Source organism: Rhodanobacter sp. OR87 (assembly GCF_000473345.1).
Taxonomy (GTDB): Bacteria; Pseudomonadota; Gammaproteobacteria; order Xanthomonadales; family Rhodanobacteraceae; genus Rhodanobacter; species Rhodanobacter denitrificans.
The window spans coordinates 39,779-58,657 of the sequence record NZ_AXBJ01000023.1 but is presented as its reverse complement, the minus strand read 5'-3'; the positions used below and the strand labels follow the sequence as shown (position 1 = coordinate 58,657).

Here is an 18,879-nt window from a genome sequence, read left to right as displayed (position 1 = left end):
CCATGTCGCGGGCGCAACCAGCCTCGGACCCGTCACCGGCCAGCCATGCCGCGGACGCGGCGGCGCTGGCGGGCCTGCGGCTGCGCTGCCCTCGCTGCGGAAGCGCCATCGACACGCTGGATTGTCCGGCCTGCGGCTTCGCCATCGTGATCGACGACGGCATCGCGCACGCCCTGGCGCCGGAATCGGCCGCCCGCCACGCGCGCTTCATCGCCGACTACGAGCGGATCAGGGCCGCCGAAGGCCGCGGCAGCGCAAGCGCGGATTTCTACCTCGCCCTGCCCTACCGCGACGCCAGCGGCAGGAATCGCGACCAGTGGCGGATGCGCGCGCGCAGCTACGACTGCATCGTGCGGCAGCTGCCGCAAGGGGGCCGCATCCTCGACCTCGGCGCGGGCAACGGCTGGATGAGTTTTCGCCTGGCGCTGGCCGGGTATCGGCCGACCGCGGTCGACCTGCTCGGCAACGATCGCGACGGGCTGGGCGCGGCCCGGCACTACCGGGCGCGCCTGCCGGCGCTGTTTGCGCGCTTCCAGGCCGAGATCCGTCGCCTGCCGTTCGCCGACGCGCAGTTCGATGCCGCCGTGTTCAATGCCTCCTTCCACTACGCCGAAGACGGCGAAGCGTGCCTGCGCGAAGCTTTGCGCTGCGTGCGCAAGGGCGGCATGGTGATCATCAGCGACACGCCGTGGTACGCCCGCGACGCGAGCGGCCGGCAGATGCTGGCCGAGCGTCGCGAAGCCTTCCTGCGCCGCCACGGCACGGCGGCCGACGCCCTCGCCAGCCTGGGTTACCTCACCGACGAGCGCCTGCAGCAGATGGCCGCTGCGCTGTCGATCCGCTGGGAGGTGCACCGCCCGTGGTACGGCCTGCGCTGGGCGTTGCGCCCCTTCGCGGCGAAGCTCCGCGGCCGGCGCGAGCCTTCGAAGTTCCGACTTTACGTGGCCCGCAAACCGGCCTGACCCTGCGCGTCGGCGGGCGAGTGCCGATACAGCGCTTCGAACAACCGCGCCGTGCAGTCGGCGTCCTCCGGCAGCGCCCGGCGCTGCGCAGCCGCGGCCAGTCGCAGGCGCAGCGCTTCGTCGGCAAGCAGCTGCCCGATCGCCTCGGCCAGCGCCGCCCAGTCGCCGACGGGCACCGCACGCGCCGCCGCAGGCGCCCATTCCACCAGATGCCCGACCGCCGTGCCGACCGTCGGCACGCCGGCCACCGCCGCCTCCAGCAACACCAGCGGACCGGCCTCGTGCAGCGAGGACATCACCAGCAGGTCGGCCGCTTCCATCAACGGGCGCAATTCGCGTTGCGTCCGGAACCCGAGGAAGCGGACGCAGTGCTCCAGCCCCAGCCGGCCGGCCAGCCGCTGCACCTCGCCCTGCAAGGTGTCCACGCCGACCACATCCATGCGGAAGGCCAGCCCGCCGTCGCGCAGCACGGCCAGCGCGCGCAGCAGGGTCGGCTGATCCTTCACCCGGTTGAGGCTGGCCACGTGGATCAGCCGCGCCGGGCCGGTGCGGCGCACGCGCGGCGCGAGCGGCGGCCAGGCCTGCAGGTCGACGCCGAGCGGCACGCGCCGGGCCACCACGCCGAGTGCGCGCAGCGCCTCGATGACCGGTGCGCTGGCCGCCGTGACGACATCGGCGGCACGCAGCACGCATGCCTCGCGCAGCCGCCCCTTCCATCGCAGCCGCCCGCCGTAGCCGATCGCGCGCAGCGCGACCAGCTCGCCGCCGGCGACATGCACCAGGCTCGGCCGCCGCAGCAGCCTGGCCGCGGCCACGGCCACCAGGCCGCACGAGCCGGAGAAGATCGCCTGGATCCGATCGAACGGCGCGCGGCGATGCTCGGCGCGGATCGCCGCGATCGCGCGCAGCCGGGTCCAGCCGTCGCCGATGTTGTGGATGCTCGCACCGGCGAGCTCCCAGCGGCCCGCCGCCGCTTCCTGCTGCAGCGCGAACACATGCACCTCGTGGCTGCGCGCCAGTCGTTCGATCAGCGCCAGCAAGGCCGGGATCACCCGGTACTCGCCGCTGCGATCCACTCCGCCCGGCACCACCAGCGCGAGTTTCACGACGCCCTCCGGCACCGCTCGTCGCACACCTGCACGTAGGCATCGGCCCATTGCCGGCCCACCGCGGCGAACGACAGCGCGGCGTCGAAATGGGCGCGCACCTGTGCCGCCGGCGGCCGGCCGGCAGCGGCAGCGACCAGCGCCTCGGCCAGCTGCGTCGCCTCGCCGCAAGCCCACAGGCGACCGATGCCGCGGTCGCCGATCAGCGCGCGGAAGGAGGGAATATCCGTGAGCACCGGAGTGACGCCGCAAGCCAGCGCCTCGAGCGCGGCGTAGCCGCAGCTTTCGGCGCGGCTGCCCGAGACGAACAGGTCGGCCGCGCGCATCAGCAGCTCGACCCGCGCGTGCGCCACCGTGCCCAGCAAGTGCACGCGCCCGGCAAGCTGCGGGTCGCGCGCGATGCGCGCCCGCACCGCGCCGAGCAGCGGCGCGCTGCCGAAGGCGCACCACAACTGCAGGCCAGGCAGCCGCCGCGCCGCCAGGCTGACGCCGTCGAGCACGCTCAACGGGTCCTTGCCGGCATTCAGATGCCCCACCCACAGCACGCAGGGATCGCCATGCAGGCCGGTTCCGGCGCGGGCGTCGGCGTGATGGCCGACACTGAAGCGGCTGCTGGATTCGGGAATCGCAAACCGCCGCGTGTGCGGCGCGAACAGTCCGGCCCGGGTGAACGGCCGCGCCAGTTCGGGCGCGGTGAAGGCGACGCCGGCCAGCGCCGCATACCAGCGCCGCCACGGCGGCCGCCGCCACCGGCGCGGCGGCCGATCGGCGTGGTCCTGCAGGATGATCGGCAGCCGCGGCAGGCACTGCGCGATGGCGAAGGCGTCCTCGGCAAAACCGAGACTGTGCCCGTGCAGCACGTCGGCGCGGATCTCGGCGAGCACGCCGGCGAAACGGCGGCCCCGGTCGGCCGCCGTCGCCAGCCCGCGGATGTCGACGAAGCGATAGTCGATGCCGCCACGCGTGATCCGCTCCTCGCGCGCCGCCGCCTGGATCACCGACACGCGGGTGCCGGCGCTGGCGGCCGCCTCGGCGATGTCCGCCAGCGAGTGCCAGCGTTCCAGCACCTCGGCTGGCGCCAGTCCTGCCGGCGCGGGCAGGAAGTTGAGCTGCGCGACGTGCACGGCGCGCACCCGGCTAGAGGCCCGAGACCTGCGGCATGCGCAGGCGCACCAGCCGGTTGGCCAGCTCCAGTTCCCACGGCCGGTCGTACCTGCCGTAGCGGTAGCGCCAGAGCGCCATCGCGCTCAGGCTGCGCTTGGCCCACGGCGGCGAGCGCAGGTCCTGCACGGTGGGAAAGCGGCAGCGCAGCACGGTGACGAAATCCCGGATGCGCCGGCGCAGCCGGTCGTCGAGCCAGGGCGCGTCGGCATGGCAGGTGTAGTCGACCCAGCGCGGCTGCGCCCACTCCTCCGGCGTGGTCGGAAACACCACCGGTTCGCCGTCGAGACCGAACAGCGGTTTCGCCGGACGCCGCGCGCGGTCCTGCTCGTGCCGGCTGTTTTCCGGCAGCGGCGTGTAGACGTAGATGACGACCTCCGACTGCGGATTGACCCGCTTCAGCGCGCGGATGAACTCGAAGGTGTGCTCGGTCTCCTCGGCCGTGTTCTCCGGCGGCGCGACCATGAAGGACAGCTCGGGGATCACGCCGTGGCGGCGGCACAACTCCACCACCGCCATGGTCTGGTCCGGCCGCGTGCCCTTGCGGATCTCCTTGAGCATCTGCCCATTGGGCGACTCCGCGCCGATGTACGCCATCCGCAGCCGGCTCTTGCGCACCAGCTTCCACGCCTGTTCCGACAGGTTGAGCAGGGCGTCGGCGCGGGCAAAGCACCACCACGGCATCTCGAACCGGGCCATCACTTCGAGCAGCGGCAGCATGTCCCGCTCGCGATCGAAGAAATTGTTGTCGAAGTACTGCACCGAGTCCGCGCCCAGCGTGTGCTTGAGGTAGCTCAGATCGCGTTCGAGCTGCTGCGCCGCCGGCAGCACGGTGGTGCCGCCGAACATCGCGGCCACGCCGCAGAAGGTGCAGCGGAAGCGGCAGCCGACCGACGCCTGGTGCGCCACGGTGCGGCGGCCGAGATAGGTGCGCGCCAGGTAGCGCCGCGGGTCGCCGAGCTTGTCGTAGGGCAGCACCCGGCCGTGGTCGGCCAGGGTGAAACGGCGGTTCGGGTTGTGCACGACCGCGCCGCCCTGTTTCCACGACAGCCCGCCGATCGTCGCCAGCTTCGCCTCGGCCCTGCCGTCCAGCGCGGCGATCAGCTCCGGCAGGGTTTCCCCGGCCTGCCCGCGCACCGCGTAGTCGACGTAGGGCGCGGCCAGCGCCGCGTCCGGGTTGAGCGTGGGGAAATAGCCGCCCCAGACGATCGGCAGCGCCGGAAAGCGTGCGCGGATCGCGGTGGAGACGGCGATCGCCGGCGCCAGCTGCGGGCCGCCCATGACGCTGACGCCGACCGCGTCGAACGCGCCCTGCTCCAGCGCGCGCAAGGCGTCGTTGACGAAATCGCGGTCGACGTTGCCGTCGATGATCCGGCTGTCGTGGCCGCTGCGCTCCAGCGCGGCCGCCAGGTGCAGCAGGGACAACGGGAAGCGCGCGCTGCGCCGCGAGGTGATGGTCGGGTTGATCAACAGCGTGCGTGCCGCATCGGTCATGGCAAGGGCCTGCAGGACGAGGGAATCACGGCTCGCGCCGCAGCCGGAACACCAGCGCCACGGGAACCGCCAGCGCGGCGCGGTCGAAACGCGCACCGGCGGGGATGTCGGCCGGGTCGAGCATCGGCTCCAGCACCTGCTCGATGCGCAGCCCGAGCGCGGCGCAGGCCGCGTGCCAGTGGCCGTACAGGTGCCGCGTGTGCCGCACGGCGTAGTGCCGGCCGTCCGACTTGAAGTCGCGCAGCCAGCCCAGCGCATCTCCGATCGGATGCACGTCGCTGCACAGCAGCGTGCCGCCGGGCCGGGTCACCCGGCACAGCTCGGCCAGCGCGTGCTGCAGGTCGTCGAGATGGCCGACGACCAGGCCGCAGAGGGTCAGGTTCGCCCGCGCATCCGGCACCGGCAGCGCTTCGAGGCTGCCCTGCACCAGGTCGATGTCCGCGGCGGCCTGCCAGGCGGCCAGCTCGACGCCGGCGCGCGCGAGCATCGGCGACGACAGATCCACGCCGATCACGCGCGCCGCACCACGGCGCAGCGCATGCAGCATGTAGCGTCCGCTGCCGCAACCGACATCGAGCACGGCTTGCCCGCGCAGCGTGGCCGGCATCAGCCCGAGCATGGCGCGCTCCTCCGCCTGCATCACCGGGTTGTGCGCATGCGCGGGGTAACTGGCTGCCCACAAGGCATACGCCTCGGCCGGCAGCAGCATCGGCGGACGCGTCGTCACGACTGGCCGGCCTCCATGGCGAGGTCGTGCGCGCGGTGCGCGGCGGCCAGTGCGAGCCCCGGTTCGAGCGCCACCAGCGCAGGGTCGGCCAGCGGCCTGGCCAGCAGTTTCGGTCTGCCGTCCAGCGTCACCGGCACGGCGTCCATGCCGGCGACGTCGAACCATTCGGCGAAATCCGGATCGGCGATGCGCGGCACGCCGTGGCGCACCACCGCCCGGATCCGGCTGCGCTCGATGCCGACCAGGCCGCAGCGCTCGTCGCCGCCGCGGTCCTCGACGATCACCAGGTCCGCCGGCGCGCCCGGCGCCAGGCTGCCGCCGGAGGGCAGCCGCAGGATACGCGCGGCCTGGCTGGTGACCAGGTCCAGCAACGGCCCGGCGCCCAGCTCGCCGCGGGCGACGATGCCGCGCATTTCGTCAAGCAGGTCGCGGGCACCGCTGAGCCGCGAGTCGCTGCCCAGCGCAAGCCGTCCGGCCGCGCACAGGCGCCGCGGGTCCAGCGAGCGCCCGAGCAGGTTGCGGTTGCTGGTCGGACACCAGACCACCGCCGCGCCGCGCTCGATCACCCGGTCGACGTCGCGCTCGCGCAGGCCGACGCCGTGGATCAGCACGCTGTTCGCCGCCAGGCAACCCATCTCGTCGAGCCGGGCCAGCTCCGCCTGCGCGATCGCGTCGGTGCCTTCGGCCAGGTGGATCAGCCAGGGCCGGTCGGCGGGCGTGGCGGCGAAGCTCGACCGCGCCGGCGGACCGTAATCGGGCCAGCCCAGCGCATAGCTCCAGCCGTAGTCGCGCAGCACGCCGACCGGGAAATCCGGCTCGTCGAGCGCCGGATGCCAGGGGTCGTGATGCGCCACGCAGGTGGTGCCGGCAAGCAGGTTCTTCAGCGCGCCGTGGCGCAGCCGCAGCGCCTTCGGCACCCGCAGCGCGGCGATCACCGCCGGCTCCTCGAAGTGCGCCCGGAACGCGGCGATCCAGGCATAGCTGTTCGGGAATGGCGCGCGGGCTGGCAGCGGCGGCACCGTGTTGACGTGCAGATGCTCGTGCGCGTTGATCAGGCCGGGGAAGAGCAGATGGTCGCGCAGGTCGAGCCGGTACGCCCGCGCCGCCAGCGACGCGCCGATCCGCCCGCCCCGGATCGGCAGCGGCATGCGCGAGCGGCCCGCGGGCGTGACCGAGACGGCCCGGCACAAGCTGACATCCATCGCGGCCTGCAGAACGTCCATCGACTCAGCGCCGTCGCAGCACGATCAGGAAATGGTCGCCCATGTCGCGCAGCAGCGGCAGCGCGCCCAGGCGATCGTCGAGCCGGCCGAGGCGCTCGCACCAGCGGCGCCGGCGGCGGTAGTAGTCCACCAGGTAGGGCGGCGGCAGGAACAGGCCCAGCGCGCGATAGCCCTGCAGCGAGAACTGCCCGCTGAAGGCACGGTAGAACTCGCGCGGCAGGTAGTAGCAGGTCCAGATCGTGTGGCGGTTCATGCCCACCGCCGTCGCGCCACGCGCGGCGCGCACGCCGGCGCGCCTGAAGCGGCCGCGCAGGGCGTAGTGCCCCAGCTCCCACGGACAGATCCGGCCCATCACCGAGAACACCAGGCTGCCGCCGGGGCGCAGCAGGCGCGCGCATTCGGTGGCGACGGCGCCGAGGTCCGGCACGCAGTTCAGCGGGCCGAAGTTCGAATAGATGCCGTCGAACTCGTCGTCGAGCCGGGCGAGTTGCTGGATGCCGAGGTGCGCGACCGTCACGCGCGACTGCATGGCCGCGGCCGCCGCCCGCGCCCGCGTGCGTTCGACCATCAGCGGCGACCAGTCGGTGGCGACGACATGGAAGCCGCGCCGCGCAAACTCCAGCGCGTCGATGCCGGTGCCGCAGCCCAGGTCCAGCAGGCGCGCGCCAGGCGGCACGACGCTGTGCACGGTATCCCACAGGATCAGCCGCATGCGCTGGATCAGCTCGTTGTTGCCGCGGGGCCCGTCGTAGTCGGCGGCGACACTGTCGAACGCGCGCTGCGTGTCGAGCAGCTGTGCCTCGTCCGGCGGCGAGTGCCGCGGGTGCTGGCGGGCGCTTCCGGCGGGCACGGCGCGGTGCCCGGGGCGCAGCTTGTGCAGTCCACGCATATCGAACGAACTCCGTCCCACCGTGAGGCAGACTTCCCTTCACCGCGACACCGCCGACCCCGTCACGGGTCGGCCCCGGCACTTCATGGATCCGCTCCGTGAGTGCGCGCCGGCGCCGGTTTGGTTGAACGGCGCCGGCCGCGCATGCATCGCCGGGTTCAGGCCCCCCGCCGTCGACCGGCCCTCGCCACGGCCGCGCATGCGCCCAGCAGCAAGCCCAGCAGCAGGCCGATGCCCCAGGTCAGTTCGGGATTCGGGAAGGCCTGCTTGTCGGGCACGTAGACCGGCCACATCATCGACGTCGCATAGGTGTAGCTCGGGCCGAGGCGTTCCATGAGATCCATCCGCGCCTGCCGCAAGCCGCGGATCTCCTCGTTCTTGTTCGCCAGCAGCAGGCTGGCCAGCACCGCACCCTGCGCATCCCTGCTGCCCGGTGCGGCCGCCCGTTGATAGCGGGCCAGGTCGCCCTCGGCGACCTGCAGGTCGGCCTCGATGCGGGCCAGTCGCGCGCGCGCCGCCTGCAGCGGCGCCTCTTCCAGGCGCCGGTGGACCGCGGCCAAGCGGACCACCGTCGCCGTGGCCAGTTCGGCCGCCTGCTCGCGGGAATAGGCCCGCACGGTCAGGCGGACCAGCGGGCCGGCATAGGGCATCGGCTCCAGCTTCAGGCTCTTGCGATAAAGCCTTGCCACGGACGAATCGCGCGCATGGCCGGCGCCTTCCAGGATCTCGTTCTCGAACGGCACCAGCTCCAGCCGCTCGATCACGCGCAACAGCGGCTCGACCTTCGGATCCTGGCCCGGCGGCACCTGCCCGACCTGGGCGATCTGGATCCACGCGGTCGCCTGCCACTGGCGCTTCACCAGGTGCGCGAAGGCATAGGTGCCGGCCAGGGTCAGGATCAGCACGCCCGCGAACCAGATCCAGCCGCGGGTGAAGATCCGCCAGAGGTCGATCAGGTAGATTTCGTCTTGTTCCATGGTCGGGCACTCACTGGGGAGAGGAAGGAGACACGATCGGCACGCGGGTCCGCCGGTTCGGCAGCCAGGCCGCGACAACCTGCATGACCAGGCACAGGCCGATGAAGCCGGCGTTCGTCCACGTGTAGGCCTGCGGCGCGAACGGCGCCATCACGCAGACGTAGGAAACACGCAGGAAGATCAGCAGGGAAAACAGCGACACCGTGGCGCGCAGCCGCGACACGCTCCAGCGCAGCATCACGTACAGCACGACGGCGGCGGCCACCGCGCCGGCCGGGCCGAACGCCATCAGGAACGGGAAGAACTCCGTGCCCACGTTGATGGTCGGCGCATCCAGCGGAATGCCCGTGCCCGCGGTGGCGACGGAACCGCTCAGCGGCACGACCTGGTGGATGAGGAAGCTGGCGTTGCCGTAGTGCTTGGCCAGGATCGCGCTGAAGTTGTACGGCCCGGCGGTGGCGTAGAGGAGCAGCCACTTGATGCCTTCCGGCGCCGCGCGGTACATCGCGCTGAACGGCAAGGTGAGGTAGTCCAGCGGCCCGGAGCGCAGCATGCCGAGCAGCGAGAACACGCTGACGCCGGCGAAGCCGAGCAAACCGACGGCCTTCCACGGCACCGGCCTGGCCTCGTCCCGGCGCAGCAGGATCACCAGCGCGAACGCGAACACCGTGGCGAACACCCGGTTGCGGTCGATCACCAGGATCGGAAACAGGAAGCCGATGCCGATGAGCGTGTTGCGCAGCCACCGCTTCCTGGCGCACAACAGCCCGATCGGCGGCAGCACCCAGCAGATGTCCGACACGTGCCGGACGTGCTCGTGCCCATCCTTCATCACGGCGTAGGACGACGGGTTGCCGAACAGCGGAATCGGGAACAGCGCCAGGTCGAGCACGCAGAAAGCCGCGACCAGCTCCGCGAAGGCCAGTGCCACGAACGCATCGCGGGTGCCGGCGTAGCTGTGCGCGCGAAAGCGCGAGGCCGGCGGAATCCTGATCCGCGCCTGCACGTCGAACCAGCCGATCGCCGCGGCAACCACCGCCAGCAGCAGCAGGCCCTGCAGGTAGTCGACCGGGAGATCGTAGGTGAGCAGGGTCAGCGCGCAGGCCAACAGGAGCGGCAGCGCGAGATAGGCCGACGGCAGGCACAGCAACCGTTTCATGCCGCCTCCACGCCATGGCGTCCGGATGAAGGCCGCAGCTTCGACAGCAGTCGCAGCCACGACCAGGCGAGCAGATGCCGCGCCAGCGACCACGGCCGTCCCTGCAGGAACGCGATCTTGGCGCCGATGTGGTGCGCCTGTGCCCGCAGCAGGGTCCGGTACGGCTCGTCGAACAGGCACGCCCGGCGCAGCGCCACCTGGCGCGACTCGGCGAGGTTGCCGATCCGCGTGGCGGTGTGCCGCGTCCGGCTCAGGTTCGCGCCGTGGATGCGGTAGGCGCAGACGCTGACGTCGATGAAGCCGAGCGCGTCGCGGGCCGCCAGGCGCAGGAACAAATCCCAGTCCTCGATGCGCAAGCCTTCGCTCCAGCGGTCGACGGTGTCCAGCGCGCTCCGCCGCATCAAGGCCACCGGCCCGCCGATGGCCCAGTGGCTGATGATCGCGCGGCGGATGCCGTCGTCGGAGCGGTACAGGCTCTTGCTGCCGCCGCGAAGCAGGCCCATGCCGCTGTCGTGCAGCCGGTTGCCGTCCTGGTCGACGACGACCGAATCGCCGATCACCGCGCCCTTGTCCGGATGCGCCAGCAAGTAGCGCACCTGGGCATCGAGACCGCCCGGCAGCAGGTAGTCGTCGCTGGCGCCGGGGCGCAGGAACTCGCCGTTCGCGCGCGCCGCCAGTTCGTTCAGCGTCGCCGCGATGCCGCGGTTGTCCCGATGCACGTACTCGATCGGGATATCCATGCAATGCGTTGCGACCCAGTCGGCAATCCGTTCGGCGGTGCGGTCGGTCGAGCCGTCGTCGATGACGATGAGCTCCTTGGCCGGATACGGATCCTCCAGCACGCTGTCCAGGCAGCGCCGCACGAAACGCTCGTGGTTGAACGCGGGAATCAGCACGGACACCAGCGGCAGCGCCGCCGTGTTCGCCGGTACGTCGCCGCTCATCGTCGCAGCCCTCCCAGGTAACGCCGGGCAACCAGCAGGTTGAAGGCGAGATACAGCAGGTAGTTGACCGCGAAGGCGTACATCGCGCCGACCAGGCCGTAGCGCGCGGCAAACACCCAGACCAGCGCGAGGTAGCTGGCCGCGAACACGCATTCGGAGACGACGAACAGCGCCGTCATCGCCTTGGCCAGCATCAGGTAGGAAAGGACGAAGGAGGCGACCTTGATGACGTCGCCGACCAGTTGCGGGCCGTACAGCGCGTTGGCGGCGGCGAACTCCGGCGTGAACAGCAGCCGGGTCACCCATCCGCGCAGCGCATACACCATGGCCGCCAGCACGATGACCGCCGGCAGGACGTGGCGACCGGCGCTGCGCAGCTCGGCCAGCAGCGCCTCGCGGCCGTGCGTCGAGGCCAGCTTGGGCAGGTAGTAGATGTTGATGGCCGCGGTGAAGAACAGCAGATAGGCGTCCGACACCTTGCTGACCGCCTGCCAGTAGCCGACCCGTTCCCAGCCGAACTGCAGCGCGAGATGGTCGCGCACGGCGATGTTGACCAGCGGCGGCAGCAGGGCGGAGGTGAGGGTCATCACCGAGAACGTGGCCAGCCGCAAGGTCATCTCGCGGTCGTAGTGCAGCCGCAGCATGCGGCGGCGGAAGTACGAGCTGCGCCACCACGCCGGCAAGGCGATCGCCAGCCACAGCAGCTGGCCCAGCACCAGCGCCAGCAGCGCGCCATACAGATGCAGCCAGCGCGCCAGCCAGATCATCATCACGATGCCGACCAGCGCCCCGCCCGCCTGGATCAAGGCCAGCCGGCGCACGTCCATGAAGCCGTTGACCACCGCGAGGATGTAGTTGAGCAGCGCGATGCCGAGCTGCGCGACGGCGAGCACGCGGATCAGGCCGGCATAGCCCAGGTCGCCCAGCAGCCACGCGGCGAGCTGCCGACTGAGCAGCAGCGCCGCGCCGCCCATCAGGCAGGAGGCGCAGAACGCGTAGCACAGCGCGGCGGACAGCAGGCGCGACAGCCGGGGCGGATCGTCGCGGTACTCGGCGACATACTTGACGATGGCCGCGCTGATGCCGCCGCCGGCGAGCACCGCCAGCAGCGACATCAGGCTCATGAACTGGCCGAGCCGGCCGACGCCCTCGGGGCCGGCGAACCACGCCACCAGCTTGATCGCCACCAGCCCGGCGAGCAGCCGCGCGGCGGTCGCGAGGCTGGTGTAGAAACCGGCGCGCACGATGTTCATGCCCCGCCTCCGAACGCGTTGCAGGCATCGATCACCCGCGCCACGCCGTCATCGCCCAGGGTCGGCCCCAGCGGCAGGCTCAACACCTCGTCGCACAGTCGCTCGGTCAGCGGCAGGCGGGCACTGCGCAATGCGGGATACGCGGGCTGCCGATGCGCCGGCACCGGGTAATGCACCTGGGCCTGGATGCCGTGTGCGCGCAGGTGCCGCTGCAGCGCATCGCGCTCGGCGCAGCGCACCACGAACAGGTGCCAGGCGTGCTGTTCCTCGCGCACCGCGTCGGGCAACTTGATCCGCGGGTGGCGGATGCCGTCGCGATAGCGATGCGCCACCCGGCGGCGCCAGGCCACGTCCGCATCGAGATACTTCAGCTTCACCCGCAGCATCGCCGCCTGCATCTCGTCGAGCCGCGAGTTCAGCCCCTGGCAGAGGTGGCGGTACTTCACCTCGGAACCGTAGTTGCGCAGCGCCGCGACCCGCCGCGCCAGCGCCACGTCGCCGGTCACCACCGCGCCGCCGTCGCCCAGCGCGCCGAGGTTCTTGGCCGGGAAGAAACTGAAGGCCGCCGCGTCGCCGAACGTGCCGGCCCTGCGCCCGTCGCGCAGCGCGCCGTGCGCCTGCGCCGCGTCTTCGATCAGCAGCAAGCCGCGCCGCCGGGCCAGCGCCGCCAGCGCCGGCATGTCGGCCAGCTGGCCATACAGATGCACCGCCATGATCGCGCGCGTGCGCGGTCCGATCGCCGCCTCCACGCAGGCCGGATCGAGGTTGAACGTCGCCGCATCGGGCTCCACCGGCAGCGGCACCAACCGGTTCTCGCTGATCGCCAGGAAGCTGGCGATGAACGTGTTGCCGGGCACCACGACCTCGTCGCCCTCGCCGAGAACGCCGAGTTCCTTGTAGCCGCGCAGGATCAGCGACAGCGCATCCAGGCCGTTGCCCACGCCCACGGCATGGCGCACGCCGCACCAGCCGGCGAACTCCCGCTCGAAGGCGACGAGCTCGTCGCCGAGCACATACCAGCCCGAATCGATGACGCGTGCCGCGGCAGCCTTCAGCTCGTCGGCGTAACGCGCATTGACTTCCCGGAGGCTCAGGAACGGGACGTCACCCGGGGCGGCTTCCGCCGGTGCGTTCTGCATCACGTCGGGACCCATCACAGCGGCCACTCGTAGCAATCGTGCACGATGCCGCGCGCGCCGAAGTATTCCTTCTGCGTCACCAGCCCGCTGTTGAGCACCGCCCCGGCCTGTTCGGTGGAAATGCCGAAAGAGAAGTAGCGCCGGTCCGCATACGTGCTGCCGATCAGCCCGGCGAGCAGGAAGCTCAGCGCATCCAGCCGGCGCCCCTCCTCCGCTGCGGCCAGGTACTGGGTATGCACCACCCGGCCGAGATCGTAGACGAGGGCGCCCGCCAGCAGGACACCCTCCCGGCGCGCCTCGTGCAGCACGATCTGCCGCGGGAAGCGTGCCTGCAGCAGGCGTAGCTCCTGCAGGCTGTGGGTAGGCGCGACGTGATGCTGGCGCAGCACCTCCGACAGCAGCGCGTGGAACGACGCCGGATCGGTGCCGACCTGCAGGCTGATGCCTGCCCGCCCCGCCTTCCTGACCGCGCGCCGGCGCGGTTCGGTGAACTGGAACGGTTCCTGCAGCGCAATCACCGAGGACAGGTCGCGACGCGTCAGCCGGGCACCCATGCGCTGCAGCGCGTAAAGATCCTCCTCGGCCGGGTACGCATGGAACACGTGCGGCACCGCCTTGTAGACGATGCGCTGCGCGCCCAGCGCACGGTAGGCATCGGCCATCTGTCCGAACACGGCGAGCGTCGCGTCGGCACGCAGGGCCTGGCCGCGGATCAGTCCGGCATAGGTGAGCCCGCCATGACTGGTCACCAGCTTGTCGCGGATATCCGCCGGGAACACCGCCACGATCCGGCCATGCTGCTCGACGACCAGCGAGCAGTCGACGAAGCGATCGGCGTGGTAATCCATGTAGCCGCGCCGGTGCAGCAGGTTGCCGTTCCTGGAGCGCTCGACCAGGGCGTCCCAGGCGTCGGCATCGGCGGGAACGTAGCGCCTAACCGCCAGCATCGGCGCCACCGTCGAGGTGCGACACGAGGGCTTCGGCCACGCCGAAGCCATCCACGCCCATGTCGTTGCCGTTGTAGAACATCAGCAGCTTGTCGCGCTGACGGATCAGCGCGGGGTAGCAGATGGTCCGCGAGTCCCAGCCGCTGTCGGACAGGCCCAGGCCCAGCGCATCGTCGCGGCGTTCCCAGCGGATGCCGTCGTCGCTGCAGGCCATGCCGGGAAAGTATTCGCCGCTGAGGTTGCCTCGCGTGAAGTACATGACGTAGCCGCCGCCGAGCCGGTACACCCGCGGCCGCCCGATCCGGTACTCGCTGCCGCGCGGCAGCAGGCAGACCCGATCTTCGTGCGGCATGGCGCGCAGATCATCGGTCTCCGCGTAACGGATGTGGTAACGCGGAAACGGCTTGCCGCCGATGATTTCCCAGTCGTCGCCCACGGCGTACCACAGCCGCCAGCGGCCACCTTCATGGATGGCCGAATGCACTGCGCCGATCGTGCTGCGGCCGGGCGCGCGATCCAGGATCGGCGTCTCCTGCACGCGCCGGAAGTGCTCGCCGCCATCGGTCGAAATCGCCAGACCGGTAAAGGCCAGGAACTTGGCCCTGGCCACGTGCTGGAAGCCGACATAGAACAGGTGCAGGCCGCCCGGCGCGTCGACCACGTCGCCCAGGATCATGCCGTTGTCGTCGAAACACCCGCCCCGGCCGACGTCGAGCGCCGGTTCGGCGCTGACGCGCACGATCGTGGCCGGGTCGTCCGCGCACACGTCGACATAGCCGATGCGGCTGACGCCATCGCCATCGCGAAAGCCCGCGTAGACGCGGATGCGCTCGCCGTCGATGCGATACGGGGTCGGCGTGAGCGCCGAGTGGCGCATCCAGCCGCCCACGCCATGCCGCGCGGTGTCGAATACCAGCCCCTTCTTCCTCCACGCGGCCATGGGCATTCAAAGCTTCACGTCGAAGCTGGACTTGTCCGGCACGGCGCGCGCCGGCGAGCCGACGTAGATCCGGCCCGGCTCGGTATCGCGCGTCACCAGCGCGCCGGAGCCGATCACGTTGTCGGGCGCCACCTTCACATGGTCGTTGAAGGTGGTGTTCACGCCGACGAAGCTGCCGGCGCCGATCTCGCAGTAGCCCGAAACGACCGCGTGCGAGGCGATGAACACGTTGTCGTGCACGACCGTGCGGTGCCCCACGTGGTTGCCGCTCCACAGGATGCAGTTGTTGCCGATGCGCACGAAAGGCTGGATCACGTTGCCTTCGAAGATGAAGCTGTTCTCGCCCACTTCGGCATTGCGCCACACGAACGCGCGCGTGCTGACATAGGTGGCGAAGCGGTAGCCCCGGCGTTTCAGCTCCTGGTAAAGGCGCGTGCGCAGCCGGTTGAGCTGGCTGGCGGGGATCGCGACAAACACCTCCACCTCGCCCGGCGGGTAGTCCGTCTCCAGCGTTTCGCAGGCCACCACGGGATGGCCCGCCAGCCGCGGCTGCGTCAGATAGGCGCGTTCGACGCCGAAGGCCGCCACGTCGTAGTCGCTGTCGTGCTCGAAGTACTCGCAGGCGATCTGCGCGAACTCGCCGGCGCCGATCAGGACTAGCGGCCTTGACATGCCGTCGCACCCTCCAGTTGCATGGCGCCGTTCACCTCGCGCAGGAACTGGTCGTAGTCGGTGATGTAGTCGTCCGGATCAAACGGGTGGTCGGCCAGCACCATCAGCACGCAGTCGTCGCTGAAGTCGTAGAGCTCCCGCCACACCATGCTGCCGAGCAGCAGGCCCTGGGCCGGATCGTCGAGCACGATCTCCGTCGCGCCGCTGCCGTCATCCAGCAGGAAAGTGACCGCTCCGCGCACCGCCACCGCCAGCTGGCTGAGATGGCGGTGCGCGTGCCGGCCGCGATGCACGCCGTTCTTCGTGGCGAAGATGTAGTACACGCGCCGGATCGCGAAGGGCACATCGCCGTCCTGTTCCAGCGCGACGAGCATGCCGCGGCTGTCGCCATGTTTGTGCAACTGGATGCGTTGGATTTCCATGGGTCGGACCCGGCTGCAAATCATGGGATGGCGACTTACAGGCTTGAGTGCCGCCCGACTGGACAAAGGTTGCGCCGGGCAGCGGGCGGCGGATCGCCGGCGCCGCACGGCCTGCCGCCGGGTCGGGTGCCGTCACCGGCGCGGCCAGGCGCCGTGCGCAACCTTTGGCGGCCCGGCCGGCACTTACCCGCATCTTGCAGCGGTCTGCCGGTACGGCCGGGGCAGCATCGCTGACGGGCGCGTGGCCCGTGCATCGCCGCATCCGATCAGGCCCCAAGGAGAGCCCATGCTGCCTTTTCCGACCCGACCCGAAACCGGCCGCCGCGGGAACCTTCTGTGGCACGGCCTCGCGATCCTGCTGCTGTTCGCCAGCAACGCCGTCCAGGCGGTTCCCTCGTTTGCCCGGCAAACCGGCTACGTCTGCGCGGTCTGCCACTCCAGCGCCTATGGCGGCGGCGACAACGGGCCGGGGCTGACGCCGGTCGGCATGCGTTTCAAGCTCAACGGATACACCGACGCGAACATCGGCGACGCGCTGCCGGTGGCCGCGCAACTCGTGGCGGCCCGCACCAACCCGGCGCGCGGCGACAGCAAGAGCCGACTGACCGAAGCCGACATCTACCTGGCCGGGCGACTGACCGATCACGTGGGCGGCTTCGTCAAGATCGAGACCGACAATGTCGGCAACGGCAAGTACAACACCAGGCTGAGCAACCTCGACCTGCGCTTCGTCGCCAAGGCGCTCAAGCTGGGCGGCAAGGATCTGACGCTCGGCGTGAGCGTCAACAACAATCCGGGGTTCAACGACCCCCTCGCCGTGCTGCCGGCCGCTTCGACCCTGGGTCCACCCGGCGTCACCGGGACCCTGCTGAACCTGTCCAGCCCCGGCGCACCGGCCAACCGCGTCATCGGCGCCACGGTCTACGCCCTGTACGACTCGGATTGGTACGGCGAAGTCGGCACCTACAACGCGTTGCAGACGTCCGTGCAGGATCGGCTGGGTTATTCGGTCGGCGGCGATCCGGGCAAGTTCAGCGACACCGGATACTTCCGCTTCGCCTACATGAAGGAGTTCAAGGCCCAGTTCGTCTCGGCCGGCGTGGTGGGCCTGACCACCCGGCGCCAGCGGCCCCGTCTGGGCCCCGCCGACGACATCACCGACCTGGGTTACGACCTCACCTACCAGTATCTGGGCAACCGGCAGAACATCCTGCAGCTCAGCTACGTGAACATCTTCGAGAAGCGCGATTACGGCAGCACGCCTGCCAGTCCCGTGGTTCCGGGCCTGCTCGCGCTGCCGCAGGGCTCGGCCCGCGACCAGATCGCCACCGCCATCTACACCTTCAGGCAAAGCTACGGCATCGCGCTGTCCCGCATGGTGAGCACGGGTTCGCGCGACCCCGCCCGCTACGTCCCGTACGGCAGTCCCGATACCACCAGCAACCTCGTCAGCGTGTTCTGGGTACCTTTCGGCAAGGAATCCTTCAGCTCCCTGGCCAATCTGAGGATCTACGCCACCTGGTTCCGTTTCAGCCGCTTCAACGGCGCCCGCAACAACATCTTCGGCGCGCCGCCCGGGGCGCCGGTGACCAACGCGAGGGATCTGAACGCCTTCACGATCTCCGTGAGCGCGGCATTCTGAAGGCGCGCAAGAGCATTGCCGCGTGGCCGGCCCCGTTCGCCGGGCACCCACGGGGCCGTCCGCCTTGCCCGTGCGGAGGCCGGTGCCGTTCCCGCAGCCGGCCGACGATACCCGTGCCACCTCCGGGCATCGTCCATGGAGAGAGGGCACCCCTTCCCGCGCAGATTCGGTTATAAGGCGTGCATGCCTTTCGTGGTGCGGCCATGCCATGGGGCGCCGCCGTACTCGACCAATCGAACAATGACGCGATGTGGCTCACCTGTCCCGCGCTCAAGGCCTCTGGCGCACGTCGCCGCGACGGCGCGCGCCGGCCTGCGTTCGAGCCGCAGGTAGATTCCACGGCGGCATGTGGTCCACGCAGCGCAGGAATCGTGCCGCACCGGCACCGGGTCCGGCCCGCCCGCCTTGACGTCGGCACCCGCGGCCGCTGCCTTGCCCGCATGGGGCTGGGCCTGCTTGCCGTGGCGGTGGCCGCAGCCCATCCCGCCCTGCTGCACGCCCAGTCGGCCAGGATGGCCGGTACGGTCGCACTCGGTTCGCAGCTGGTCGACCGCGGCCTGGCGATCACGCCGGCCACGCCCGCCGTTCAGGCGGCTGCCTCGTGGATCTCGTCGACAGGCTGGTCGGTGGGCCTGTCCGCAAGTGCCGAAGTCCGTTCGCCGGGGCGCATCGTCCAAACCCTGCTCCAGGGCTCGCGCCACTGGCCGCTTTCCGGCGACTGGCAGATGCAGGCCAGCGTGCTCTACTACCGCTATTCCGGCGACGCCCGCTCGACCGCCTACGACCGCGGCGAAGCCGGGGTCAACTGGCTGTACCGGGACATCCTGACGTTCGGCCTGTCGGCCAGCCGCAGCATCGGCTCCGCGGATCGACGCACGCGTGCCGCCGCCGATCTCGATTTCCACTGGCCGTTGACGGAGCATGCCTTCGTTTCCGCCGGAGCGGGCGTTGCCCACGTCCCGCCCGCGCGGTACAGCCACTACCGCCAATATGGGCGTTACCGGCCCGGCGATGGCGAAGGCTTCTACCGCTACGGCCACGTCGGGCTGATGTGGGTCGATGGCGCATGGCGGCTGGAGCTCGATCGCGTCATGACCGACCTGGGATCGCGATGGTCGACGCGAGACATGGGCGCGCAGCCCTGGATCGCCACGCTCTCGCGGTCCTTCTGATCCGCTGGCAACCTTTACCGGCCGAAACGGTACTCACGCATGGACCGACC

At 70.7% G+C, this 18,879-nt stretch carries 18 protein-coding genes; 3 read left to right on the top strand and 15 right to left on the bottom strand.

What is annotated here, in order from left to right; translation table 11 throughout:
* Nucleotides 1–2: 2 nt before the first annotated feature.
* Nucleotides 3–962 (top strand): class I SAM-dependent methyltransferase, encoded by a 960-nt coding sequence (locus tag RHOOR87_RS0115425; protein ID WP_007515104.1) that lies wholly within the window; start codon nt 3–5, stop codon nt 960–962.
* Here RHOOR87_RS0115425 and RHOOR87_RS0115420 read toward each other — a convergent pair.
* From RHOOR87_RS0115420 to RHOOR87_RS0115350, 15 genes are all read right to left on the bottom strand, one after another.
* Complete coding sequence (locus RHOOR87_RS0115420) at nt 938–2,068, bottom strand: glycosyltransferase family 4 protein (protein WP_027485513.1); 1,131 nt, start codon at nt 2,066–2,068, stop codon at nt 938–940. The two genes, RHOOR87_RS0115425 and RHOOR87_RS0115420, sit on opposite strands and share 25 nt — an antisense overlap.
* Nucleotides 2,065–3,192 carry a glycosyltransferase family 4 protein gene (locus RHOOR87_RS0115415; RefSeq protein ID WP_027485512.1) on the bottom strand — a complete coding sequence of 376 codons (1,128 nt, stop codon included), beginning with the start codon at nt 3,190–3,192 and terminating at the stop codon, nt 2,065–2,067. Before RHOOR87_RS0115415 ends, RHOOR87_RS0115420 begins: the two co-directional genes overlap by 4 nt.
* A gap of 13 nt (nt 3,193–3,205) precedes the next feature.
* Nucleotides 3,206–4,723, bottom strand: coding sequence for a radical SAM protein (locus tag RHOOR87_RS0115410; RefSeq protein WP_027485511.1), 1,518 nt, complete (start codon nt 4,721–4,723; stop codon nt 3,206–3,208).
* A 25-nt stretch (nt 4,724–4,748) separates the two neighbouring features.
* Complete coding sequence (locus RHOOR87_RS0115405) at nt 4,749–5,432, bottom strand: class I SAM-dependent methyltransferase (protein WP_043795690.1); 684 nt, start codon at nt 5,430–5,432, stop codon at nt 4,749–4,751.
* 14 nt (nt 5,433–5,446) lie between these two features.
* Complete coding sequence (locus RHOOR87_RS0115400; protein ID WP_027485509.1) at nt 5,447–6,673, bottom strand: amidohydrolase family protein; 1,227 nt, start codon at nt 6,671–6,673, stop codon at nt 5,447–5,449.
* A gap of 4 nt (nt 6,674–6,677) precedes the next feature.
* A complete protein-coding gene (locus RHOOR87_RS0115395; RefSeq protein WP_027485508.1) occupies nt 6,678–7,562 on the bottom strand; it encodes a class I SAM-dependent methyltransferase in 885 nt (294 codons plus the stop codon).
* Between the two features lie 158 nt (nt 7,563–7,720).
* A complete protein-coding gene (locus RHOOR87_RS0115390) occupies nt 7,721–8,539 on the bottom strand; it encodes a Wzz/FepE/Etk N-terminal domain-containing protein (protein WP_027485507.1) in 819 nt (272 codons plus the stop codon).
* A gap of 10 nt (nt 8,540–8,549) precedes the next feature.
* Nucleotides 8,550–9,698 (bottom strand): hypothetical protein, encoded by a 1,149-nt coding sequence (locus RHOOR87_RS0115385; RefSeq protein ID WP_027485506.1) that lies wholly within the window; start codon nt 9,696–9,698, stop codon nt 8,550–8,552.
* A complete protein-coding gene (locus RHOOR87_RS0115380) occupies nt 9,695–10,642 on the bottom strand; it encodes a glycosyltransferase (protein ID WP_007510694.1) in 948 nt (315 codons plus the stop codon). The genes RHOOR87_RS0115385 and RHOOR87_RS0115380 overlap by 4 nt, the downstream gene beginning before the upstream one ends.
* Nucleotides 10,639–11,895: an O-antigen translocase gene (locus tag RHOOR87_RS0115375; protein WP_027485505.1), complete on the bottom strand. Its 1,257-nt coding sequence runs from the start codon at nt 11,893–11,895 to the stop codon at nt 10,639–10,641. The genes RHOOR87_RS0115380 and RHOOR87_RS0115375 overlap by 4 nt, the downstream gene beginning before the upstream one ends.
* Nucleotides 11,892–13,049: a DegT/DnrJ/EryC1/StrS family aminotransferase gene (locus RHOOR87_RS0115370; RefSeq protein WP_007510699.1), complete on the bottom strand. Its 1,158-nt coding sequence runs from the start codon at nt 13,047–13,049 to the stop codon at nt 11,892–11,894. Before RHOOR87_RS0115370 ends, RHOOR87_RS0115375 begins: the two co-directional genes overlap by 4 nt.
* The gene (locus RHOOR87_RS0115365) at nt 13,049–13,981 is read right to left on the bottom strand and encodes a GNAT family N-acetyltransferase (RefSeq protein WP_027485503.1); all 933 of its coding nucleotides are present in this window, start codon (nt 13,979–13,981) and stop codon (nt 13,049–13,051) included. The genes RHOOR87_RS0115370 and RHOOR87_RS0115365 overlap by 1 nt, the downstream gene beginning before the upstream one ends.
* Nucleotides 13,968–14,921, bottom strand: coding sequence for a hypothetical protein (locus tag RHOOR87_RS0115360; protein ID WP_027485502.1), 954 nt, complete (start codon nt 14,919–14,921; stop codon nt 13,968–13,970). The genes RHOOR87_RS0115365 and RHOOR87_RS0115360 overlap by 14 nt, the downstream gene beginning before the upstream one ends.
* 6 nt (nt 14,922–14,927) lie before the next feature.
* Nucleotides 14,928–15,593 carry an acetyltransferase gene (locus RHOOR87_RS0115355; protein ID WP_007510706.1) on the bottom strand — a complete coding sequence of 222 codons (666 nt, stop codon included), beginning with the start codon at nt 15,591–15,593 and terminating at the stop codon, nt 14,928–14,930.
* The gene (locus tag RHOOR87_RS0115350; protein ID WP_007510708.1) at nt 15,578–16,015 is read right to left on the bottom strand and encodes an FdtA/QdtA family cupin domain-containing protein; all 438 of its coding nucleotides are present in this window, start codon (nt 16,013–16,015) and stop codon (nt 15,578–15,580) included. Before RHOOR87_RS0115350 ends, RHOOR87_RS0115355 begins: the two co-directional genes overlap by 16 nt.
* 286 nt (nt 16,016–16,301) lie before the next feature.
* On the opposite strand from RHOOR87_RS0115350, the gene RHOOR87_RS0115345 reads away from it, so the two are divergent.
* Nucleotides 16,302–17,657: a hypothetical protein gene (locus tag RHOOR87_RS0115345; protein ID WP_007510710.1), complete on the top strand. Its 1,356-nt coding sequence runs from the start codon at nt 16,302–16,304 to the stop codon at nt 17,655–17,657.
* A 203-nt stretch (nt 17,658–17,860) separates the two neighbouring features.
* Nucleotides 17,861–18,829, top strand: coding sequence for a hypothetical protein (locus tag RHOOR87_RS0115340; protein ID WP_231381807.1), 969 nt, complete (start codon nt 17,861–17,863; stop codon nt 18,827–18,829).
* The last annotated feature ends 50 nt before the right edge of the window (nt 18,830–18,879 follow it).

Coding starts and splice junctions, on each gene's coding strand:
- RHOOR87_RS0115425 (WP_007515104.1), top strand. CDS start 3: ATGTCGCGGGCGCAACCAGCCTCGGACCCGTCACCGGCCAGCCATGCC.
- RHOOR87_RS0115410 (WP_027485511.1), bottom strand. CDS start 4,723: ATGACCGATGCGGCACGCACGCTGTTGATCAACCCGACCATCACCTCG.
- RHOOR87_RS0115405 (WP_043795690.1), bottom strand. CDS start 5,432: ATGCTGCTGCCGGCCGAGGCGTATGCCTTGTGGGCAGCCAGTTACCCC.
- RHOOR87_RS0115400 (WP_027485509.1), bottom strand. CDS start 6,673: ATGGACGTTCTGCAGGCCGCGATGGATGTCAGCTTGTGCCGGGCCGTC.
- RHOOR87_RS0115395 (WP_027485508.1), bottom strand. CDS start 7,562: ATGCGTGGACTGCACAAGCTGCGCCCCGGGCACCGCGCCGTGCCCGCC.
- RHOOR87_RS0115390 (WP_027485507.1), bottom strand. CDS start 8,539: ATGGAACAAGACGAAATCTACCTGATCGACCTCTGGCGGATCTTCACC.
- RHOOR87_RS0115385 (WP_027485506.1), bottom strand. CDS start 9,698: ATGAAACGGTTGCTGTGCCTGCCGTCGGCCTATCTCGCGCTGCCGCTC.
- RHOOR87_RS0115380 (WP_007510694.1), bottom strand. CDS start 10,642: ATGAGCGGCGACGTACCGGCGAACACGGCGGCGCTGCCGCTGGTGTCC.
- RHOOR87_RS0115375 (WP_027485505.1), bottom strand. CDS start 11,895: ATGAACATCGTGCGCGCCGGTTTCTACACCAGCCTCGCGACCGCCGCG.
- RHOOR87_RS0115370 (WP_007510699.1), bottom strand. CDS start 13,049: ATGGGTCCCGACGTGATGCAGAACGCACCGGCGGAAGCCGCCCCGGGT.
- RHOOR87_RS0115365 (WP_027485503.1), bottom strand. CDS start 13,981: ATGCTGGCGGTTAGGCGCTACGTTCCCGCCGATGCCGACGCCTGGGAC.
- RHOOR87_RS0115360 (WP_027485502.1), bottom strand. CDS start 14,921: ATGGCCGCGTGGAGGAAGAAGGGGCTGGTATTCGACACCGCGCGGCAT.
- RHOOR87_RS0115355 (WP_007510706.1), bottom strand. CDS start 15,593: ATGTCAAGGCCGCTAGTCCTGATCGGCGCCGGCGAGTTCGCGCAGATC.
- RHOOR87_RS0115350 (WP_007510708.1), bottom strand. CDS start 16,015: ATGGAAATCCAACGCATCCAGTTGCACAAACATGGCGACAGCCGCGGC.
- RHOOR87_RS0115345 (WP_007510710.1), top strand. CDS start 16,302: ATGCTGCCTTTTCCGACCCGACCCGAAACCGGCCGCCGCGGGAACCTT.
- RHOOR87_RS0115340 (WP_231381807.1), top strand. CDS start 17,861: ATGCCATGGGGCGCCGCCGTACTCGACCAATCGAACAATGACGCGATG.